The sequence below is a fragment of the Methylocaldum szegediense genome (assembly GCF_949769195.1).
In the GTDB taxonomy this organism is placed as follows: domain Bacteria; phylum Pseudomonadota; class Gammaproteobacteria; order Methylococcales; family Methylococcaceae; genus Methylocaldum; species Methylocaldum szegediense.
In genome coordinates, this window is the sequence record NZ_OX458333.1 from 145,104 (window position 1) to 162,932 (window position 17,829).

Here is a 17,829-nt window from a genome sequence, read left to right on the forward strand (position 1 = left end):
CCTCACGAGCGCGCCGGTTGGCTGTAGCGGGCCGACTGGGCCAGTCGCAGAGCCCGTGAAAAGGCCGGCCAGGCCAGTTCACGCCGCAGTAGCAGATAGATGCCCACCAACACTTTGCGCATCGCTTGCAGGGCGACCCCACGGCTCAAAGCTGCGCTACGCGCCAGCGCGTATAGGCTGCCGGCATAGTAATGTCCGATCAGCCAACGATGGGGGTCACGGTGCCCGACCAGAGGGGCATCGAACCAAACAGCTCTCTCCCCAGCGGAGACATAGGCGCGTAAGGCGTAATCGAGGTCTTCTCCGCCGTTGATGGGAGCTCCGACACCCAAAGACTCGTCGAAATACCCCGTTTGAGCGACCCGAGAAGCCCGCATAAACAGCGTGTTGGATGAGGCATTGGCAACGAACGCCCGGGTACTCGCCGGTCGTGGGGTGCGTAGCTCCAAAGGCAGGGAGGGAAGCACCGAAGGCGAGGATGAATACTTGCATATCGCGAGATCGAGCGAGGCGTCTTGCGCGAACAAAGCGAGCATGGTTTCCAGCGTGCCCTCCGGATACCAGGCGTCGTCATCGGGAAAAGCAACCATCAACGAGCGCTCGAACAGGCGGTCTTTGTGCGCCAAGTCGAAGAGGAGATTCCGCGCTTTAGAGAGCGAAACCCGGTCGGGAATGGTCGTTACCCGGATATAGTCCGGCAGGGCAGGCAGCGGCTGGCCCGGTGTGTGTCGCTGCAGCAACAGATATTGAACGACCCGAAGTCCGGACTTCGTTATGGCGCGCTCCACGCTACGGACCATGCGCTCCAATTCGTCTTGGCGTCCGCCCGCGCTGTCGCTGGTGGTGAAGAGCAGGGCGTCTACCTCGGCGTAACGCCCGTGATCGGTCGCGGGAAGTGCATTCATGAGCGCTCTTCCCGGATGGCGGCCGGTTGGCCGGAACGGTGTGTTCCCCTGGTACTGCGCAGCAGTGCGCGATCATAAGCGGCCAGAAGCGCAGTAACTTGATCCTGCCAGTGAAAATGCAGCCGGGCGCGCTCCCGGGCGCGCTCGGCGTAGATTCGGCGCAGGGATTCGTCTTTGAGCAGGTCGCTTATTGCGGATGCCAGCCCCACGGGCGTGTGGTCGGGTGCGTAGCGGGCGGCATCGCCGAGAAGACGTTTGGTCTCCCCCAGTTCGAAGGCAACGATGGGCAGCCCCAAGGTCGCGTATTCGAACACCTTACACATGCTGATCTTGTCGTTGTATGTGTCGAAAGGATCGGGAATGACGCCGATATCGAAGCTGGACAGCGCAGCCAAGAGCGTTTCCCCAGACAGGAAACCCGTGAATTGGCAGATATCGGCCACGCCCAAGGATTCAGCTAGGGCTTTCAGCGCCGCGAGTTCCGGACCGGCGCCCACGAATGTGCAGGTGAAGCGCGGCAATCCGGATTGGCTGCGCAGCATCGCGACGGCGCGAATCAGATTGTCCACTCCGTCCTGAGCACCCATGACCCCTACGTAGCCGACGTTGATCGCGTCGTCCGCTCGGGCTGTCGGAATCCGCTTGAACTTGGTTAGGTCGGGAAAGCCGTACACGGTGAAAACATCGTCCGGATGCATGCCGCCTCGTGTTATCGCCAGTTCCCTAAACGTCTCGTTGGCCGAGATGACCACGTCCGCGAACAGGAACGTGAGTTTTTCGAACAGCCTCAGCAGGGCATGCATGGGGCCGCGCTTCTTGAATTTGGATTCGTAGAGCTCGGGACAGATATCGTGATGATCGAAGATCAGCGGTCGGCCGAGCGCTTTGTACGGCAGGGCGACCAGGAACAAAAGATCGGGCGGATTGGCGATGTGGATGATATCGAAGCCGTGGCGCCGAAACGCCTTGAAGGCCAAGCGCGTTTCGTGGAACAGCGCGGCGCCGTATTCCAACAGGAAACCGAGTGCGCCACTGGCTTCAAGGGGCAGGGGATGACGGTAGATCCGGATCCCGTCGAACACGATCTCCCGTTCGGGATGTCTTTCGGTGGCGGGACAGATGACGGTGACGTCCCAGCCGGCGTCGCGCAGTGCGCACGCTTCTTGCCACGCTCTCCGATCTAAGGGCACCGGAAGGTTTTCGACAATCATCAGACAATTCGGCATGCGTATCCCCCTGTAAATCTCGTTGCTTCACGCTCCCGCAGGCGGGGCAGTTCGTGGTTGTCAATCGAAACCGTATTCCGCCATGAGGCGCTCTTGTCGTTCGTCGGCCCCTTCCAGTCGCCCATAGGGGCCCGCAACCACAATGCCCGACTTGATGACGCGGGCCGGATTGCCGGCGACCACGGATCGCGGCGGCACGTCGCGTGTAACCACGGAGCCGGCTCCGACGATGCTCTCATCCCCAATCGTGACGCCGGGCAGGATGATGCTTCTGGCGCCGATGAAACATCGACGTCCGATGCGGGTGTGGGTGTGAAAGCCGCGGGTTAGGTCGTGCGCTAGGATGGCGACGCCAAAAGCGATGTAAGACTCCTCGCCCACGTGGATGCCTTTGGGATTGGTCAGATCGAATTTGGTCGACAGCGAAAATTGGCTGGATGGATGAATATCCATGCGAAAGACCTTCACCAGCCAAAGGCGCTTCAATTCGACTAAGCACAATCGGACCCATCTGAGTTTGCCGAGATTCATCTTTGATGCTTCTCCAGAATGCTTGCTTTTTGAGGTGAAACCTTGGCGATGTTTTGGGTCAGATCCTGTGCCGGGGTTCGAGGGCGGGTTCGACTGTTCGAAACGGCAGAGGACTGCACGATTCGCGGGATGGCGAAACCGGCTCTCGGCGGTCGCAGGAACCGACGAAGGCAACCACGAGTACCATGAAGATTTGAGGAACACTGAACGTGTTGTCGGTCGACGAATAAGCAAAGAAAGCCAGGACGGCCAGCAGAAACGCCCACCTTTTCGTCATCATGGGGTGGCATAACAGGTTCACTAACATGGCGATGAAGGCGCAGCCCATGAGCGCCGAGCCGACATAGCCGAGCTCCAAGGTAAAGCGAAGGTATTCGTTGTGCGCAGCGACGGTGTGTGTCGTCTCGGATGCTCTCGCGGACAGGATATCCATCTGGTGTCCCAAGCCTACGCCGAAATAGGGAAACCGCTGTATGTAGGTTTTCAGCTCGTTCCAAATGATGTCGCGACCGCTCATCGCCTCGGACGACAGGCGGGTCATCAGTTGGTCTCCCATGACGTAGAAAAGCGCAGCTATCGCGACGCAGCCGTAAAGGACCATCAGGATCCTGAATACCGCGGATCGGCTTTCAATGAACAGCATCGTGCCGGTCACGCCGAGCGCCAGCGCCGACGGCATGCGGGAAGCCGTGAGCATAGTGATACCTGCATTGACGAGGGCGAGCAGGAGATAACGCGAACGCTGCTGAAGCGCGAGGTAACTGGCCGCGACGGCACCGGTAACGCCGGCTCCCCCGAGAAATGCCGGTCCCATGTTGCCGGCAAGTCGGCGGGTGCCAAGATAGTCCGTCATCCAGAGACGATTGATGCCAACCGCTTCGTAAATCGTTCCAAGCAACACCGAGACCGGCGGAGTGAAGGCGGCGATCAGCAGGATGAGTTCCCGGTCCCGCTGTTCCGGTAAAGCCGTGAAAAAAAGCAGAAACGCGCTGAGGCTCACTAGGCTTCGCGAATATCGGTCCCAGGAAAAGGCGTCAAACTCGCTGAGAAGACCGCAAACGAAGCTGACCAGGATGATGAAGCCCATCAGCACGAGGTTGGCCGGAATGCGCTTGCGGGTGAGCGCGAAAACCAGTCCTGCAATGATGAGAAACAATTTCTCGATAGGATTGGCGTTGGCTAGACCTAGCAATCGTTCCAGGTTGAGGATCAACACCAGTTGCGCGACTAGAAACGCGCATCTAAACGCCATGTTCGACACCCCTCCAATCCGGCGTTCGGCGCGATCGATCTTCAAAATTCATTGAGAACCGCGCCCACGATTCGGCAGCCGACGGCGGTCAGCATTTGCCGGAAAAAATCAGCATCGGAAAAACGGGTTACGTGCTTTCTCGCGATCAGCAAACAGGCACCGGCACGGGCGGCGACGGTTTGTGCATCGCTGGAAGCGACACCGGCGGGGGTATCGAGCAGTATGATGTCGTAGGCCGATACGAGATCCCTCAACAAGACATCAAATGTGCCTCGGCTTAGCAATTCCGATGGGTTGGGCGGAAGCGTACCGGCCGGAAGCACCGAGAGATCGGCGAATTCCTCGATCCGACGAATACACTCGGCGCCGCCGCGGCCTACCAAAAGATCGGACAAGCCCAGACCCGTGCGGCCGAGTGCGAAGATTTCGTGCTGGCATGGACGGCGTAAATCCGCGTCTATCAACAGTGTTCGCTGACCCAATTGGGAAAATACGACGGCCAGATTCGATGCCGCATAGCTGCGTCCTTCGCCGCGACCGGGGCTGGTCACCGCCAGAATCTTGTTTCCTTCGCTGTGCCAGCGCAGCATCAACTGGCTACGTATGGCGCGGAAGACCTCCATTTGAGCGCTGAACGGCTGATAAGCGGCAATCAGCTTGGCGCTGAAATTTCCCTGTCCCGGCTTCAGATAGCGGTAATCGAATTGTTCCGAGATCGCCCGGCGAATGTCTTCCTCGGAAATCAGTCCGAGCTGTAGAGCCGCCTCGCCGAAGCGCAGACCGGTTTCCCTCTGAAGGTGCAGCACGCGTTCGGCGTCGAGCGCCGAAAGTCTCCCCGATTCCCGGAGAATGTGTCCGATGCGGCGATCGGTGTTGACAAATTCAGGTTTGATCCTGATCGGTTGAGCTTGTGTCATGAAACATCTCGCAGGAAAGTGGAAGGTGGATGTCCCGCTCCGGGGCATTCGTGGGAAATGGCGGAAAAGTAGCGCACGATGTCGACCATCGGGATGTGAATAGTGTCATGGCCGGTTCAAGTCGATGACCTGGCGAAGACCGGCCACCAACGCGAACGGCGCAACTCCGCATCAGTCAATATACCCATGAAAGGGAGTCCGAGTGCGACGCTCAAGTCTTCTGGCGAACGCACGCGCCGATCGAACCACTCGAGTGCCAAAACCAAACTGACCGCTAGTACGATGCCTAGGAAACCGGCTACAGCAACATTCAGCACAACTCTGGGCTTCGACGGACGCAGCGGAGGTTTCGCAGGATTCAAAATCGCGACATTGGTGTGGCTGGCTTCGCTTTCGAGCCGGGTTTGGTTAAAGCGCGCCAAAGCGGCTGTATAAGCCTGCCGCGCATGCTCGACCTCCCCGGTCAACACCGACAGCTCATCCCGCTGTTTGTTGAGCTCGAGTATTTTCGCTTTTTGTTCGGCGACTGCCGTTTTGAGTTCGTTTTCGCGGCTGCGGGCGATCTCAACCGCGGTGTTCAGGCTTTGGATGATCGTTTTTACTTCAGCCGCCAGCTTGCGTTTGAGGCTGCCTGCTTCCGCTAGGGCTTGTTGGTAAAGCGGATGGTTGGTGTCGTACTTCTGCCCGATCTCGGCGAGCTTGGCTTCGGTCAATGTCAGTTTTGTCTTTAGATCTTGGACTACCGAGTTGCTCAGCACTTCAGGGAGCGTTTCCGGCAAGAAGGATCGGCCGGCCGTTTCCAATTGGCTGCGGCGGGACATCAGGTCGTAAGTATTCGCCTGGGCGACCACCAACTGTTTGGAGAGATCTTCCAATCGGCTGTTTTCCACATCCAAATGTTGCTCAACCGAGACGATGCCTTTTTCTTGCTGATAACGGGACAGATTGGCCTGGGCATTCTCCAGCTTTTCGCGTAAGCCTCTGATTTGTTGTTCGAACCAGGCGGCGTTCTGGCGCGCCGGTTCGGTTCTGAGTTCCAGATTGGTTGCGATGTAACTCTCCGCGAACGCGTTGGACACCGTAGCGGCGAAGTTCGGATCGCTATCCGAGAAACTGACGTTTATGACGCTGCTTTCACGCGAGGGCAGGACATCGAGTTTTTTAAGCAGCCGACCGGCTAGCCAGTCGCGTATGTCGCCCGCTCCGTCGGTTTCCTGTTCGAAGCGCTCCTTCATGTCTGGCAGGTCGGCCAATTTGAGCTTGTCCACCACCTTCAGCGCCACGTTATGGCTGCCGATGATGTTGACCTGGGTTGCCATATATCCCGGCATCAGCTGTGCCGGAACAGCGATGCCCGTGATTGGGTCCACGCCCTTGTAATCGACGACCAGAGCGGTCGTGGCCGTATAGGCTTTTGGCAGCATCAAGCTGACGGCAAGCGCCATGAGGGCGGCAGCCAAGGGCGTGACGACGAGCACCCGCAACCGTGCCCTAAGGATTTGCAGGAACTGCTGTAAATTCATAGCGACTCACTCGTCTCCCTGAAAATGCTTCCTCGAAAAGAAAACCGTGCCGGCGTTTGAAGGAAGAACTGTCAAAACCATCGCTCGCCGACATAGATCACATCGTCTTTCTGGACCAGTTCGTCCAACTCCGCGTCTATCGTGGTCAAACGGTCCTCTGGTGACCGCCGTTTGATCGTGATGCTGCGCAGACTGCCGCGAGGCGTTACACCCCCTCCCAAGGAAATCGCTTGAGCGACGGTCATGTTCCGTTCCAGCCGATATGCCCCGGGGCGCTGCACTTCCCCGTGGATGTAAAACACTGGAGCACGCGGCACGAATATGACATCACCTGCTTCGGCCACAATGTCCTCAGTGGCTTTCCCCTCCTCGAGCAGTTCTTTGAGGTTCAGCTCTTCGCGGTAGGTTTTTCCGTTCCGGACCCGCGTCACGATCGTGCGGTCGTCACCCTGCGGATTTACCCCTCCCGCCAAAGCGATCAACTGAGTCACTGTGGTTGCGGTATCCAGGGCGTAACGGCCGGGATTGTTCACGAAACCCAATACGGCTACTTCGTGGCTACGGTATTCCTGCACCGCGATATTCACCTGAGGGTCGCGTACATATCCTTGGTCAGAAAGGAGACGCTCGATCAAATTTTCGGCTTCGCCAACAGATAAGCCGCCAACTTCGATTTCCCCGAGCAGCGGAAACGAGATTTTTCCGCTGTCTGAGATGCGGGTTTCGGTGGCAAGGTCCTCGTTGCCATAAACCGTAATACGGATAAGGTCGTTAGGACCGAGTAAATAGTCGGCCCGCGAAGTCGACAGCATCAGCAAAGCGACAGCGCCGAAAAAGAACTGTGAGCAGATACCGAGAGGTGTGCGCATGTCTTGTTAAATAAAGTTCAAATCACGGTAATGAGTTATATCGATAAATGGAATAGCCTTTGCACTTCTCAATAAGCGGTGTCTTGCTTTAGGAAAACACCTGCGGTTCTCAAAATGATCCAGAGATCTAGAGATAGTGACCAATTCCGCAAATAATCGAGATCTAATTCGATGCGCGATTTCATCTTCTGTAAGGTATCGGTTTCTCCACGAAAGCCGTTGACCTGCGCCCAACCGGTTATGCCAGGCTTTACCTTGTGTCGGATCATGTAACCCTTGATCTGCGTGCGATACAGTTCATTATGAGCAACCGCGTGCGGGCGTGGCCCGACAATACTCATGCGCCCTTGCAATACGTTAATGAATTGCGGCAATTCGTCGAGTGAAGTCCTGCGTAAAAATCGGCCGAAACGGGTGATCCGGTTATCGTCCTTGCTCGCTTGTCGAATATTGTTTCCGTCTTCACAAACCGTCATCGTCCGAAATTTGTAGACCTTGATCTCCTCTCCATCGAGACCGTAACGGCGCTGCTTAAAAATCACTGGACCGGGCGAACTCAATTTGACGCCAATGGCGATCGCCAGCATCAAAGGAGAAATTAAAATCAGAATGAGAGACGATAAAACAATATCCACGATGCGTTTCGTGACACGGTTTATACCGTGAAAAGGAGACTCACATACTGCGACCACCGGAATCCCGTTTATATTCCCGAACCGGGCTTGAATGAGGTCAAACACAAAAATATCGGGAACAAAGTAAATAGATGCTGTGGTATCCCTGAGCCTATCGAGAAGATCGACAATTCGCGGCTGAGCCATCATTGGAAGCGCAATGTAGATCAGATGAATCGATTGCGTTCGAACAAAATCTGCCACAGCGCTCATTTTTCCTAGTAAGTTAAGGCCGCTTATTCCGAGGCGTTGAGGACTTCTATCGTCGAAAAAACCAACAAAATCGATTCCCAGATAAGGTACCGATTCGAACTGCTTTGCGAGTTTGAGGCCGAGCTCATTCACACCGACGATGATAGCCCTGCGTTGAGCGCCTTTCTTCGATACAGCGGACCGTAACAGATATTGGGCAAGGACTTGGACCGTGACGAGTACTAACGGCGTAGCTAAAAACCAAGTGAACAGCAGCTTTCTGGGGAATTCATGGGACATTTTGGCGGCATAGCCCAATATGGCTAAGAATCCGAACAAAAACGTCCAACGGGCAAAAATGCTGCCGAACGAACGTAGAAGACTCGATTTGAAGTCAGGCTGTAGATCTATCTCGTCAAAAATCAGAGAGGCGATCAAAAAGGTTATCACCAATAACAAGAAATACTGCTTTTCGATCTTCAACCCATAGAAATGAGTCGTCAGGATAAAGCACAGGACGATCACTATCGGATTCAAGAGACTCTTAACGAGTAGAACCGATGGCCTGTCGATCGCTTGCAACTCTCATCCTCCGTAGATTGTTTACCGTTTTGTAAGTGAACAAGAAACTAACGTTTGGATTATCGCCTTACCACGTATGGTATAGGCCGGTCTCGCCGCGCACGGATATAGCCGTTATGGGCAGAAAGCAAAAGTTCGCGACTCGTCGATGTTAATGGGAAGATAAATAAATGGGCTCAGCTTTCTTGTTACTGCGAAAGATTTGCAATCCGATCAGCGTAATTCCAACCAAGATCATAAACCAGGTTTCGTCCTCCGACGCGGAAGAAGCATATTGGGCGTATGTGGGTTCCCTTAGGCGGCCTTTGAGCCCCTCAAGGGTGAAAAGGGTCGGCAGGGCATTCTGGATTTCGCGGAAACTTGCTTGCGATTCTTGAGCAAACAAGTTGTTTGAAGATCCATTGGTCGAGACGTTAAAGGCAGCCATAAAAGCTGTCCTACCGACAGATGGGATGCCGCTACTGCTCTTAGTCAGGTCGAAGAAGGAATGCTCGGTATATTCGGTATATAGTGCTTTATCGGAATGCGGTATATAGGGAGCAGGCTTAATGAAAAAGTAGCTGCTTTCCTTGCCATGATGAGATGTGTCAAAAGGTGAGACGTTATCGTCGAAAGCCTCGGCGAGTGGCCCATGTGACCAGACAAGCAGTAGTGACAATATCGTTCCGGAGAATATATTGGCGAGATGTTGCTTTTTCATGTTTAACTCCCATTCGGACGCATTCTTAAAAAAAGACTACGCTGTGTTTTCCTGTTCAATGCAATATCTGTCGGCCAAGTGAAAATGTGTGGCACTTAGGAAAAGCCTTAGTGAGTATTGGAGCCAGGCACATCGTTCGAAACGAGTTCGGCGGGCGGACGCGTTTTGAGCGAAGTATTGACGGTACTTTCTATATCATCGAAATATTCGATCGTCGCAGCGTTCCGGAGCCGTCTCAGTTCGCTGTTTATCAAAGCAATTCGGCGCTGATTGATCAGAAACGCCTCGATTCGGGGAGCGGCTTCATCTGGGTCTAGGGGTGCCTCTTTGGTATTCAATAATTGCAGCACCAGAAAATCTTTGCCCGATTTAAACCATGCAATATCACCTTTCTTCAGGCGATCGAATTCGTCCAGACGACCTAAGGGTAACTCCTCCGCGGCACGGACGACCGTTTGCGACGTATGGGGAATAGCCTGATCTTGTAGCCATCTGGAAAGAGCATCGAATTCGATGGGGTGCTTGAGACGCGTCTCGATGACGTCCTGGCTTTCCGGCGTGAAAGGGATGGCTATTTCGCGGAACTCGTAGATCTTGCGCTTCTCGAACAGCAGAGGATGCGATTTGTAAAAAGCGCTGATCTCATTGATGTCCGGTTTGGAAACCTTCTGCCCAATATGGTCTAGATAGGCTTGTGCGAGGACCTGACGTTGAGCCATGGCCGCGGTAAGCGTGACTTGAGGGTCGCGGTCCAACTGCTTTTCGATGGCTTGCTGCGAGAGAAGCTCTTGGGTGACTAGGTCGTCAAGGCTCTTTTCTAAACTTCTGGTTTGAGAATCGGCGCTAGTATCCGAATGCGCGACGAAAACGTCGAGTTGAGCGGCGGAAATGGGATCTCCGTTGACACGGGCGACAATGCGGGCCGCGCCGTCGGATGCGGTCTGTCCCTCGCACCCCATCAGCGTTGCCAGCATGGCGTACGCGCTCAGGGGCAACGATTTCAACCAAAGTTTTCTCTCCATAATTCTCCGTGACGTCAAAGGTCCTGAAACAAAATCCCGCAACGTCGATATGCTTGCTTGTTGCAAATTGATATTAAGCAAAACCCAGACCATTGACAGTCACGGCGCGGTGTCCAAAACAGTGCGACTGCGTAGAACGACTCTCGATTACCGCGTACGCCGCTGATTCCGCGGCTCACGCCAGGGAGAAGGCGCGTCGTTTGGCTTTGTGAATTCACGAAGGTAGCCTGTGGCGACACGGTGGATGGCGTCGCTGTTGTCCGAAAATGCTGTGCGCCTGCGTTGGATTTGGTGCAATACGATCACTTCTGGAACACGCGAAGTCGCTGGCAGGCGACAGGAGGCGAGTACCTGTAGCAACCGTGGAACATGCGCGAATCGGTCGGTTTATCGGACTGGAATGTTTTCGTCTCGTGTCAACCGTTGTCCGTGCGAAGCGCATGTTTCACTGGGGTTGGGACGATTCAAGCGATCCCTACATCCGTGTTGAGGATGTGCTAGCGCGGGCTTGGTCAGCGCTTTTTGGCAACGGTTATAAACGTCGTTCGGGTCCGGAGCGGGGAGAAGGCTTGATGTGTCACACTTTTGCGACAGTAGCGGGGGCGTCAGCGGAAGGTTCGCAGTGCAGGTGCGACCGCCAGTAGTTTGCAGTTCGAATACGGGCTATTTCCGTGTATTCATCTTAGCTTACCTCCGCGTCTTCAAGGCATCGCAGAAGAGAAGAGTGCCCGGGGATGCTGTGGCACCTTATGAATATTGGGAGGATTTCGGAAAGGGGGGTTGCCGAATGGCGATAGAGCGTTCAGCTCTGTGGATGTCCCATGAAAATCATAAACAGGGGCGGGTAGTGCCTTGGCCGTCCAAATGTATGGTGCGCAAATTGATCACTTGTTCGGAGGCGATCCGCGGCCTCTCGTTTCGACCGGCTTTCTTTCAGGGGCGGAACGCATCTGTCAAGCTGTGGCTTTGGGTTCGGACGCCGGCTCGTACCCGCTATGGAACGAAGGTCGTCCTGACACGAGCAATCGTGTCGCAGCGTGGTTATTGGCTCAACACATCTCGTGCGCGGCGGCTAAGACCACTCTCGAAAGTCTTTCGGCATACGCATACTGCAGGGAAATTCTACCCAATCGGGCGAATTTTTGAGTCCCCACATGATGAAATTAGTGCCGATTGGCATTTGCTGGATAGGAGCGAACTGAATTTACCACCGGTACACGGAACGGGCGAATGACTTCTCCCCGTCACAGGATATAGAAATCTAGGCTTTTTCTCCTTCCTGCGGACGTCGAAGACGTATGCCGAGTTCGCGGAGTTGGGCGTCTGCGACCATGGCCGGCGCGTCGATCATCGGACACCAGGCTGACTGCGTCTTGGGGAAGGCCATGACCTCACGGATAGATGTAGCTCCGCACATCAGCATGACTAACCGGTCCAGACCGAAGGCAATGCCGCCATGCGGTGGGGCACCATAGCGGAGGGCATTGAGCAGGAAACCGAATTTCTGCTGGGCTTCCTCTTCGCTTATTCCAAGCAGCTTGAATACGGCACTCTGCATGTCGGTACGGTGTATACGTATAGACCCGCCGCCGATTTCGGTACCGTTCAGCACCATGTCATAGGCGCGAGAAAGGGCACGGCCGGGATCGGACTGAAGCTCCTCGAGACTGCATTTCGGCGCGGTAAACGGGTGGTGCAGGGCGACCCAGCGGGCTTCCTTCTCGTCCCATTCGAACATTGGAAAATCGACAACCCATAAAGGTTTCCAGCCTTTGTCCACGAGTCCGCGGTCCAGACCCAGTTTAAGACGCAGGGCGCCCAGCGCTTCATTGACGATCTTGGCTTTGTCGGCGCCGAAGAAAATGATGTCGCCCGTCTCGGCTTCGACCCTATCCACAATACCGTGCACGGCTTCGTTGGGGAGAAACTTGACAATGGGCGATTGCAGTCCTTCGAGTCCTGCGCTGCGGTCGACGACTTTAATGTAGGCCAAGCCTTTGGCGCCATATATCGCGACATATTGGGTCAGATCGTCAATCTCCTTGCGGGATAAAGTCGCTCCGCCAGGAAGCTTGAGCGCCACGACCCTTCCCTCGGGATCGTTGGCTGGGCCGGCGAACACCTTGAACTCCGCGTGCTTGACCAAATCCGCAATATCGACGAGCTCCAGGGGAACGCGGAGATCCGGCTTATCCGAACCATAGCGTTGCATGGCTTCCGCATAGGTTAAGCGCGGGAAGGGGTTAGGCAGCTCGACCTTCAGAACTTCAGCGAACAGCTGCCGGATCATGTCTTCCATCAGATACATGATCTGGTTTTCGTCCATGAACGATGTTTCGATATCGAGCTGCGTGAATTCCGGCTGGCGGTCGGCACGAAGATCTTCGTCGCGGAAGCATCGGACTACCTGGTAATAACGATCCATACCGGAAATCATCAGCAGCTGTTTGTACAGCTGCGGGGATTGCGGCAGGGCAAAGAAATGATTCGGATGTGTCCGGCTAGGGACCAGGTAGTCCCGCGCTCCTTCCGGGGTCGCTTTGGTCAGAAAAGGTGTCTCGATTTCGTAGAAGCCGTGATGGTCGAGAAATTGCCTGAGAAAACGCACGACATCGCGTCGCATCTTTATGCGATGCTGCATCACGGGACGCCTAAGATCGATGTAGCGGTAACGTAGTCGGGTTTCCTCGCTGACTTCGACCTCGCTTTCCAGCGGAAACGGCGGTGTTTCGGCTTTGTTGAGAATTTCGAGGTGTGTAGCCAGAACCTCGATTTTGCCCGTCGGCAGATTCGGGTTTTCCGTTCCCTGTGGGCGACGGCGCACCTTGCCGTGCACTTTGAGCACATATTCGCTGCGGACCGTTTCCGCCAGCGCGAACGCGTCCGGATGATCGGGATCGAATACGACCTGGACCAGGCCTTCCCGATCACGAAGATCGATAAAGATCACGCCGCCGTGGTCCCGGCGGCGATGAACCCAGCCACAGAGGTCCACCTCCTGATCCAAATGGCTTTCCGTCAATTCTCCACATCTGTGGCTACGCATTGCTAGATCTCTAAACTCAAACAACAAAAAACAACAATATTACGGTTGTAGCCGTCGATGTACAAGTTTATGAGGCCGTCTCCGCAGTCGACTTTTGGGTTTCCTTCTTGGACGACGACTCTGACTTGCTTTCTGAAGAATCACCGGCGAGGTTCTTTTTCTTGTCTTTCGAAGTCTTGAAGTCGGTCTCGTACCAACCGCCGCCTTTTAGCCGGAACCCGGCGGCTGATACCAACTTATTCAACTCAGGAACGCCGCAGGCCGGGCATTCTTTCAAAGGAGCATCGGTGATCTTCTGGATAGCTTCGAACTCATGGCCGCAAGATTTGCATTGGTATTCGTAAATAGGCATGTAAGACTCCTCATGGGGCTGAAACTGGCGGTTGTAATATGAGGCTGCGGGACGACTTTTCAAGGACAACGTTCTCTGGCCGCGAAAACGGTCGTCAACGACTTCGGAGCGTCAGGTAATTGGACTGAATACCGCTAATACTGGAATGAGACGCCTTTTTGGAAAATTATGCGACGGGCGGTTAATCCGCGTGGTCACCCGGTGGCGGTATTTCGATGTCCGGTGAGCTAGAGTCGTCCGGCTCACCGGCGATGACGTAGGAAGCTGAGGCCCATTCGCCCAGATCGATCAATTTGCATTGCTCACTGCAGAATGGCTTGAATCGATTAGCTTCGTTCCACACTACCGGCTTTCGACAGCGGGGACATTTAACAATTTTGTATGAAAGTGCGTCCGACAAATTTGCTCGTCACAATAAGCAGCACGTCAACTCGAAGGTGACATCTTCCTGGCACTGGGTCGGGCGTTCGACAGTGTCAGGGATCATGAAGCGTACGGTGAATCTATGCTTGCCTCCACTGATTTCGGCGAAATACGGTTGCGAACGCTTTACTGCAACACGAAGGAGTTGAAACGGCAAAGTGTGGTCCAAGCTTTTCTGAAAAAAGCCGCCAATCGCACGTTCCTCGGTCGGGGTGGCGCTGGTCCTTATGAAATTCAGCAAAATATCGATCGCCGAGCGGATTAGCCGGAACGGTTCCAGCCAATTCTCCAGATCGTGCCGACGCGTGTGATCGTCAAGCTTTAGCCAGTAGTGGAAGGCTGGCAAGTCAAACGAGCAGGTTCCGCCGGGGATGGTGCTGCGCTGGGAGATGCTCTTGAATAGCTCGTTTTCCATCAACGAGAGGCCGAGCTTGCCGGGGGTCGCATAAAGCTCTTTGCTCAATTTATCGAGCTTGGTCAAAACCTTATCCAGCTTGGCATGATCGATATCCTGGTTGTGCGCCATGCGCGTAAGTACCGCCGCGTGGCGATCCAACTCCTTTAAGGTCTCAGATTTCAGATCGTTCCGGCTGAACAGTGTCAAGATGTCTAGTAGAGTTGAGATGACCGCTCGACTGTCCCAAACTGAATCACCGGCCATGAAATGGTCGAGTTGCTGAAAAAGCTGCTCCAACCTCATGAAGACGCGTATGCGCTCATTCAGCGGGAACTCGTAGATGATGGGGTCATTCAAGGCGGGAGTTTCGGCAGTCGATTGCATAATGAATAATCCGATCCAGGATTTATAAAAATGGTGTCCGTTAGCGGACACCATTTTCGTTTATCCGGCCGATTAGTCAATACTACCGTTTGCGTTTGCTCCTGTGTAAAAATTGTTTAGATTGGCGCACGGCTGAGAGCCAGATAGCGTCGGTGCAACTCGTCGACGCGGTCCGATAGGGAGGACTCATCGGCAACGTTTTCGATCACGTCGTCAGCAGCCGCCAAACGCTCGGCACGGCTCGACTGGGAGGCGATAATTTTTTGAATTTGCGCATCGCTCAGCCCGTCGCGAAGCTTAACGCGCTGCCGTTGTACGTCTTCAGGACAATCAACGACCAATAACCGGTCCACAATGTGCTTTTGACCGGTCTCCAGCAGCAAGGGGACGACCACGATGCAATAAGGTCCCGCAAGCGTGGCTATTCGGCGGCTAATTTCGGAATAAACCAGGGGATGCAACAGATCCTCGAGCCAGCGCTTTTGTTCCGGATCGGAAAAAACGATGTCTCGCAGCTTTCCCCGGTCAAGAGTACCGTCTTTTAAAACCGTAGTCCCGAAATGCCGTTTGATGGCCTCGAATGCCGGCTGACCCGGCTCCACCAGTTCGCGAGCAATGACGTCGGCATCCAGGATTGGAACGCCGCGCGCTGCAAACAGTTTGGCAACCGTGCTCTTACCGCAGCCGATTCCACCGGTCAAGCCGACGACGAGCATGGGATTTAGCCGGAAATTCCCGCAAAATTGAGATAAGCGGCGTTGATGTCATCGCCCCACATCAAGGCAATCCAGCCTGCGATAGCCAAATAGGGACCGAACGGTATGGGAATGCTGCGGTCGCGTCTGAAAACCGCGACCATCGTCGTCCCAATCACGGCGCCGACCAGGGAGGACAGAAGCACTACAACCGGTAGCAGGCTCCATCCCAACCAGGCACCCAGCATGGCGAGCAATTTGAAATCGCCGTATCCCATTCCTTCTTTCCCGGTTGCTAGCCGGAACACATGATACACCAGCCAGAGGCTGAGGTAGCCGAAGATGGCCCCGAGTATACTCGAAGCGCTGTCGGTGAATATGTTGAACACATTGAGAAACAGTCCTGTCCAGAGGACGGGTAGGGTAATCGCATCGGGAAGCAGTTGGCGATCGAAATCAATGAAACTCAAGCATATCAAACTCCAGCTGAGGATCAGCGCGGATGCAGTTTGCCATGTGAAGCCGAAATGCCAGGCGACGGCTATGGAGATCAAAGCGGTCAGCGCCTCGATGGCCGGGTAGCGAAACGGAATCGGGGTTCGGCACCCCTTGCATCGTCTTTTGAGAAGCAGGTAACTTACGATGGGAATGTTTTCCCACGCCCGGATAGGCCGATCGCAACGAGGGCACCGAGACCCTGGAACGAGCAGGTTGTAAGGCTGATCAGGTTCCGGTTCGGGTTCAAGGTCGAGAAAGGCCCGACACTCTCGCCGCCAATTCCTTTCCAGCATGATCGGCAACCGGTGAATGACCACATTCAGGAAGCTGCCGACCATCAGCCCGAGAACGCCGACGACGGTCAGGAATAAAGCCGGATTTTCGGCCAGCAACCGAACGAATGAATCCAACTCCGAAATTCCTCGGTTAGACCACGGAGCCGAGCTTGAAAATCGGCAGGTACATGGCGATCACCAAACCGCCAACAATGACACCCAAGAACGCCATGATCATGGGTTCGAGCAGGCTGCTGAGCGAATCGACGGCGTTGTCCACTTCCTCTTCGTAGAAATCGGCGACTTTCGCCAACATGCTATCGAGGGAGCCGGATTCCTCGCCGATGGCAACCATCTGTATGACCATATTCGGGAACAGATTGGCCTGACGCATGCAGAGCTGAAGCTGGTGCCCGGTGGCGACTTCGTCACGCATTTTGAGAACCGCATTGGAATAGATGATATTACCGGTTGCGCCTGCCACCGATCTTAGCGCCTCAACCAAAGGCACGCCGGCCGCCGACATGGTTGCCAGCGTTCGGGCGAAGCGGGAAATTGCTGCCTTGTGCACAATAGTGCCGATCGCGGGTATATGGAGCAACAGTCGATCCAGGGCTTGATTGAACGCCGGAGATCGCTGTTTGAGCTTCACGAATACGATGCCGATAACGATGAGGACCCCTAATACGATATACCAAGATGACTGCAGAAAGCGTGACAGCTCGATGACCATTTGTGTGAACGCCGGAAGATCAGCGCCAAAACCTTTGAACAATTCCTCGAAGGTTGGTACGACGAAGATCAGCAGAATGGCCGTTACAATGCAGGCGACGACGATGACGGCCGTCGGATAAGTCAAGGCTTTCTTGATCTTGGCTTTGAGTGATTCGGTCTTTTCCTTGTATTCGGCGATCTTGTGCAACAGGGTTTCGAGAACGCCGGCCTGTTCGCCGGCATGTACCAGATTACAGAACAGCTCGTCGAAATAGACGGGATGTTTACCCAAAGCCTCGGCTAGCGGGCTACCGCCTTCGATATCGGCTTTGATGCCCAAGATCAGGTCCTGCATGCTCGGATTCTCGTGGCCACGTCCGACGATGTCGAAAGCTTGAACCAGCGGTACGCCGGCGCTCATCATCGTTGCCAACTGGCGGCTGAATACAGCGATGTCCTTGGTTGTAATTTTTTTCTTTCGCCCACTGAAGAGTGGTTTGGGCTTTTTCTTGATCTTGACGACTTTGATGCCCTGGCGTCGGAGTTCTGCCTTGGCGGTGATTTCGGTACGCGCGGCGAGTTCGCCTTTGAGCCGTCCGCCGGTGCGGTCGACGCCTTCCCAAACGAACAAAACAACGTCTTCTTTAGCCAT

At 54.8% G+C, this 17,829-nt stretch carries 16 protein-coding genes and 1 pseudogene; all 17 read right to left on the reverse strand.

Going from position 1 to position 17,829, the window contains the following annotated elements:
• Window positions 1-2 precede the first annotated feature (2 nt).
• Window positions 3-905 (reverse strand): glycosyltransferase family 2 protein, encoded by a 903-nt coding sequence (locus tag QEN43_RS00650; protein ID WP_026610395.1) that lies wholly within the window; start codon window positions 903-905, stop codon window positions 3-5.
• Complete coding sequence (locus QEN43_RS00655) at window positions 902-2,131, reverse strand: glycosyltransferase family 4 protein (RefSeq protein WP_317963610.1); 1,230 nt, start codon at window positions 2,129-2,131, stop codon at window positions 902-904. Before QEN43_RS00655 ends, QEN43_RS00650 begins: the two co-directional genes overlap by 4 nt.
• Before the next feature lie 60 nt (window positions 2,132-2,191).
• Window positions 2,192-2,434 (reverse strand): annotated as a pseudogene (locus QEN43_RS21600) (DapH/DapD/GlmU-related protein); the annotation flags it as partial.
• A gap of 286 nt (window positions 2,435-2,720) precedes the next feature.
• Window positions 2,721-3,914: an O-antigen ligase family protein gene (locus QEN43_RS00665; protein WP_156912764.1), complete on the reverse strand. Its 1,194-nt coding sequence runs from the start codon at window positions 3,912-3,914 to the stop codon at window positions 2,721-2,723.
• A gap of 41 nt (window positions 3,915-3,955) precedes the next feature.
• Window positions 3,956-4,831: a chain length determinant protein tyrosine kinase EpsG gene (gene epsG / locus QEN43_RS00670; protein ID WP_051331700.1), complete on the reverse strand. Its 876-nt coding sequence runs from the start codon at window positions 4,829-4,831 to the stop codon at window positions 3,956-3,958.
• Between the two features lie 116 nt (window positions 4,832-4,947).
• A complete protein-coding gene (gene epsF, locus QEN43_RS00675; protein WP_026610399.1) occupies window positions 4,948-6,354 on the reverse strand; it encodes a chain length determinant protein EpsF in 1,407 nt (468 codons plus the stop codon).
• A 71-nt stretch (window positions 6,355-6,425) separates the two neighbouring features.
• Entirely contained in the window at window positions 6,426-7,223 is a 798-nt protein-coding gene (epsE, locus tag QEN43_RS00680; RefSeq protein WP_202901137.1) for a polysaccharide export protein EpsE, read from the reverse strand.
• Between the two features lie 68 nt (window positions 7,224-7,291).
• Window positions 7,292-8,671, reverse strand: coding sequence for an undecaprenyl-phosphate glucose phosphotransferase (locus QEN43_RS00685; protein WP_026610401.1), 1,380 nt, complete (start codon window positions 8,669-8,671; stop codon window positions 7,292-7,294).
• 151 nt (window positions 8,672-8,822) lie between these two features.
• Window positions 8,823-9,371, reverse strand: coding sequence for a hypothetical protein (locus tag QEN43_RS00690; RefSeq protein WP_026610402.1), 549 nt, complete (start codon window positions 9,369-9,371; stop codon window positions 8,823-8,825).
• A gap of 107 nt (window positions 9,372-9,478) precedes the next feature.
• Window positions 9,479-10,486, reverse strand: a complete 1,008-nt coding sequence (locus tag QEN43_RS00695; protein ID WP_084162060.1) for an EpsD family peptidyl-prolyl cis-trans isomerase — start codon at window positions 10,484-10,486, stop codon at window positions 9,479-9,481.
• 1,168 nt (window positions 10,487-11,654) lie between these two features.
• Window positions 11,655-13,439 (reverse strand): aspartate--tRNA ligase, encoded by a 1,785-nt coding sequence (gene aspS / locus QEN43_RS00700; RefSeq protein ID WP_026610404.1) that lies wholly within the window; start codon window positions 13,437-13,439, stop codon window positions 11,655-11,657.
• Between the two features lie 67 nt (window positions 13,440-13,506).
• Entirely contained in the window at window positions 13,507-13,791 is a 285-nt protein-coding gene (locus QEN43_RS00705; RefSeq protein WP_026610405.1) for an FmdB family zinc ribbon protein, read from the reverse strand.
• 181 nt (window positions 13,792-13,972) lie between these two features.
• Entirely contained in the window at window positions 13,973-14,191 is a 219-nt protein-coding gene (locus tag QEN43_RS00710; RefSeq protein WP_026610406.1) for a DNA gyrase inhibitor YacG, read from the reverse strand.
• 9 nt (window positions 14,192-14,200) lie between these two features.
• Complete coding sequence (zapD, locus tag QEN43_RS00715; RefSeq protein ID WP_235726606.1) at window positions 14,201-14,995, reverse strand: cell division protein ZapD; 795 nt, start codon at window positions 14,993-14,995, stop codon at window positions 14,201-14,203.
• 116 nt (window positions 14,996-15,111) lie between these two features.
• Window positions 15,112-15,711 carry a dephospho-CoA kinase gene (gene coaE / locus QEN43_RS00720; RefSeq protein WP_026610408.1) on the reverse strand — a complete coding sequence of 200 codons (600 nt, stop codon included), beginning with the start codon at window positions 15,709-15,711 and terminating at the stop codon, window positions 15,112-15,114.
• Between the two features lie 5 nt (window positions 15,712-15,716).
• On the reverse strand, window positions 15,717-16,598 hold the full coding sequence (locus QEN43_RS00725) for a prepilin peptidase (RefSeq protein ID WP_036268865.1): 882 nt from the start codon (window positions 16,596-16,598) through the stop codon (window positions 15,717-15,719).
• A gap of 16 nt (window positions 16,599-16,614) precedes the next feature.
• The gene (locus tag QEN43_RS00730; RefSeq protein WP_026610410.1) at window positions 16,615-17,829 is read right to left on the reverse strand and encodes a type II secretion system F family protein; all 1,215 of its coding nucleotides are present in this window, start codon (window positions 17,827-17,829) and stop codon (window positions 16,615-16,617) included.

What these genes read in the sequence shown, in the direction of transcription:
- QEN43_RS00655 (WP_317963610.1), bottom strand. Translation starts at nt 2,131, where the DNA reads ATGCCGAATTGTCTGATGATTGTCGAAAACCTTCCGGTGCCCTTAGAT.
- epsG (WP_051331700.1), bottom strand. Translation starts at nt 4,831, where the DNA reads ATGACACAAGCTCAACCGATCAGGATCAAACCTGAATTTGTCAACACC.
- aspS (WP_026610404.1), bottom strand. Translation starts at nt 13,439, where the DNA reads ATGCGTAGCCACAGATGTGGAGAATTGACGGAAAGCCATTTGGATCAG.
- epsF (WP_026610399.1), bottom strand. Translation starts at nt 6,354, where the DNA reads ATGAATTTACAGCAGTTCCTGCAAATCCTTAGGGCACGGTTGCGGGTG.
- coaE (WP_026610408.1), bottom strand. Translation starts at nt 15,711, where the DNA reads ATGCTCGTCGTCGGCTTGACCGGTGGAATCGGCTGCGGTAAGAGCACG.
- zapD (WP_235726606.1), bottom strand. Translation starts at nt 14,995, where the DNA reads ATGCAATCGACTGCCGAAACTCCCGCCTTGAATGACCCCATCATCTAC.
- QEN43_RS00665 (WP_156912764.1), bottom strand. Translation starts at nt 3,914, where the DNA reads ATGGCGTTTAGATGCGCGTTTCTAGTCGCGCAACTGGTGTTGATCCTC.
- QEN43_RS00690 (WP_026610402.1), bottom strand. Translation starts at nt 9,371, where the DNA reads ATGAAAAAGCAACATCTCGCCAATATATTCTCCGGAACGATATTGTCA.
- QEN43_RS00695 (WP_084162060.1), bottom strand. Translation starts at nt 10,486, where the DNA reads ATGGTCTGGGTTTTGCTTAATATCAATTTGCAACAAGCAAGCATATCG.
- QEN43_RS00730 (WP_026610410.1), bottom strand. Translation starts at nt 17,829, where the DNA reads ATGGCTAAAGAAGACGTTGTTTTGTTCGTTTGGGAAGGCGTCGACCGC.
- QEN43_RS00705 (WP_026610405.1), bottom strand. Translation starts at nt 13,791, where the DNA reads ATGCCTATTTACGAATACCAATGCAAATCTTGCGGCCATGAGTTCGAA.
- epsE (WP_202901137.1), bottom strand. Translation starts at nt 7,223, where the DNA reads ATGCGCACACCTCTCGGTATCTGCTCACAGTTCTTTTTCGGCGCTGTC.
- QEN43_RS00650 (WP_026610395.1), bottom strand. Translation starts at nt 905, where the DNA reads ATGAATGCACTTCCCGCGACCGATCACGGGCGTTACGCCGAGGTAGAC.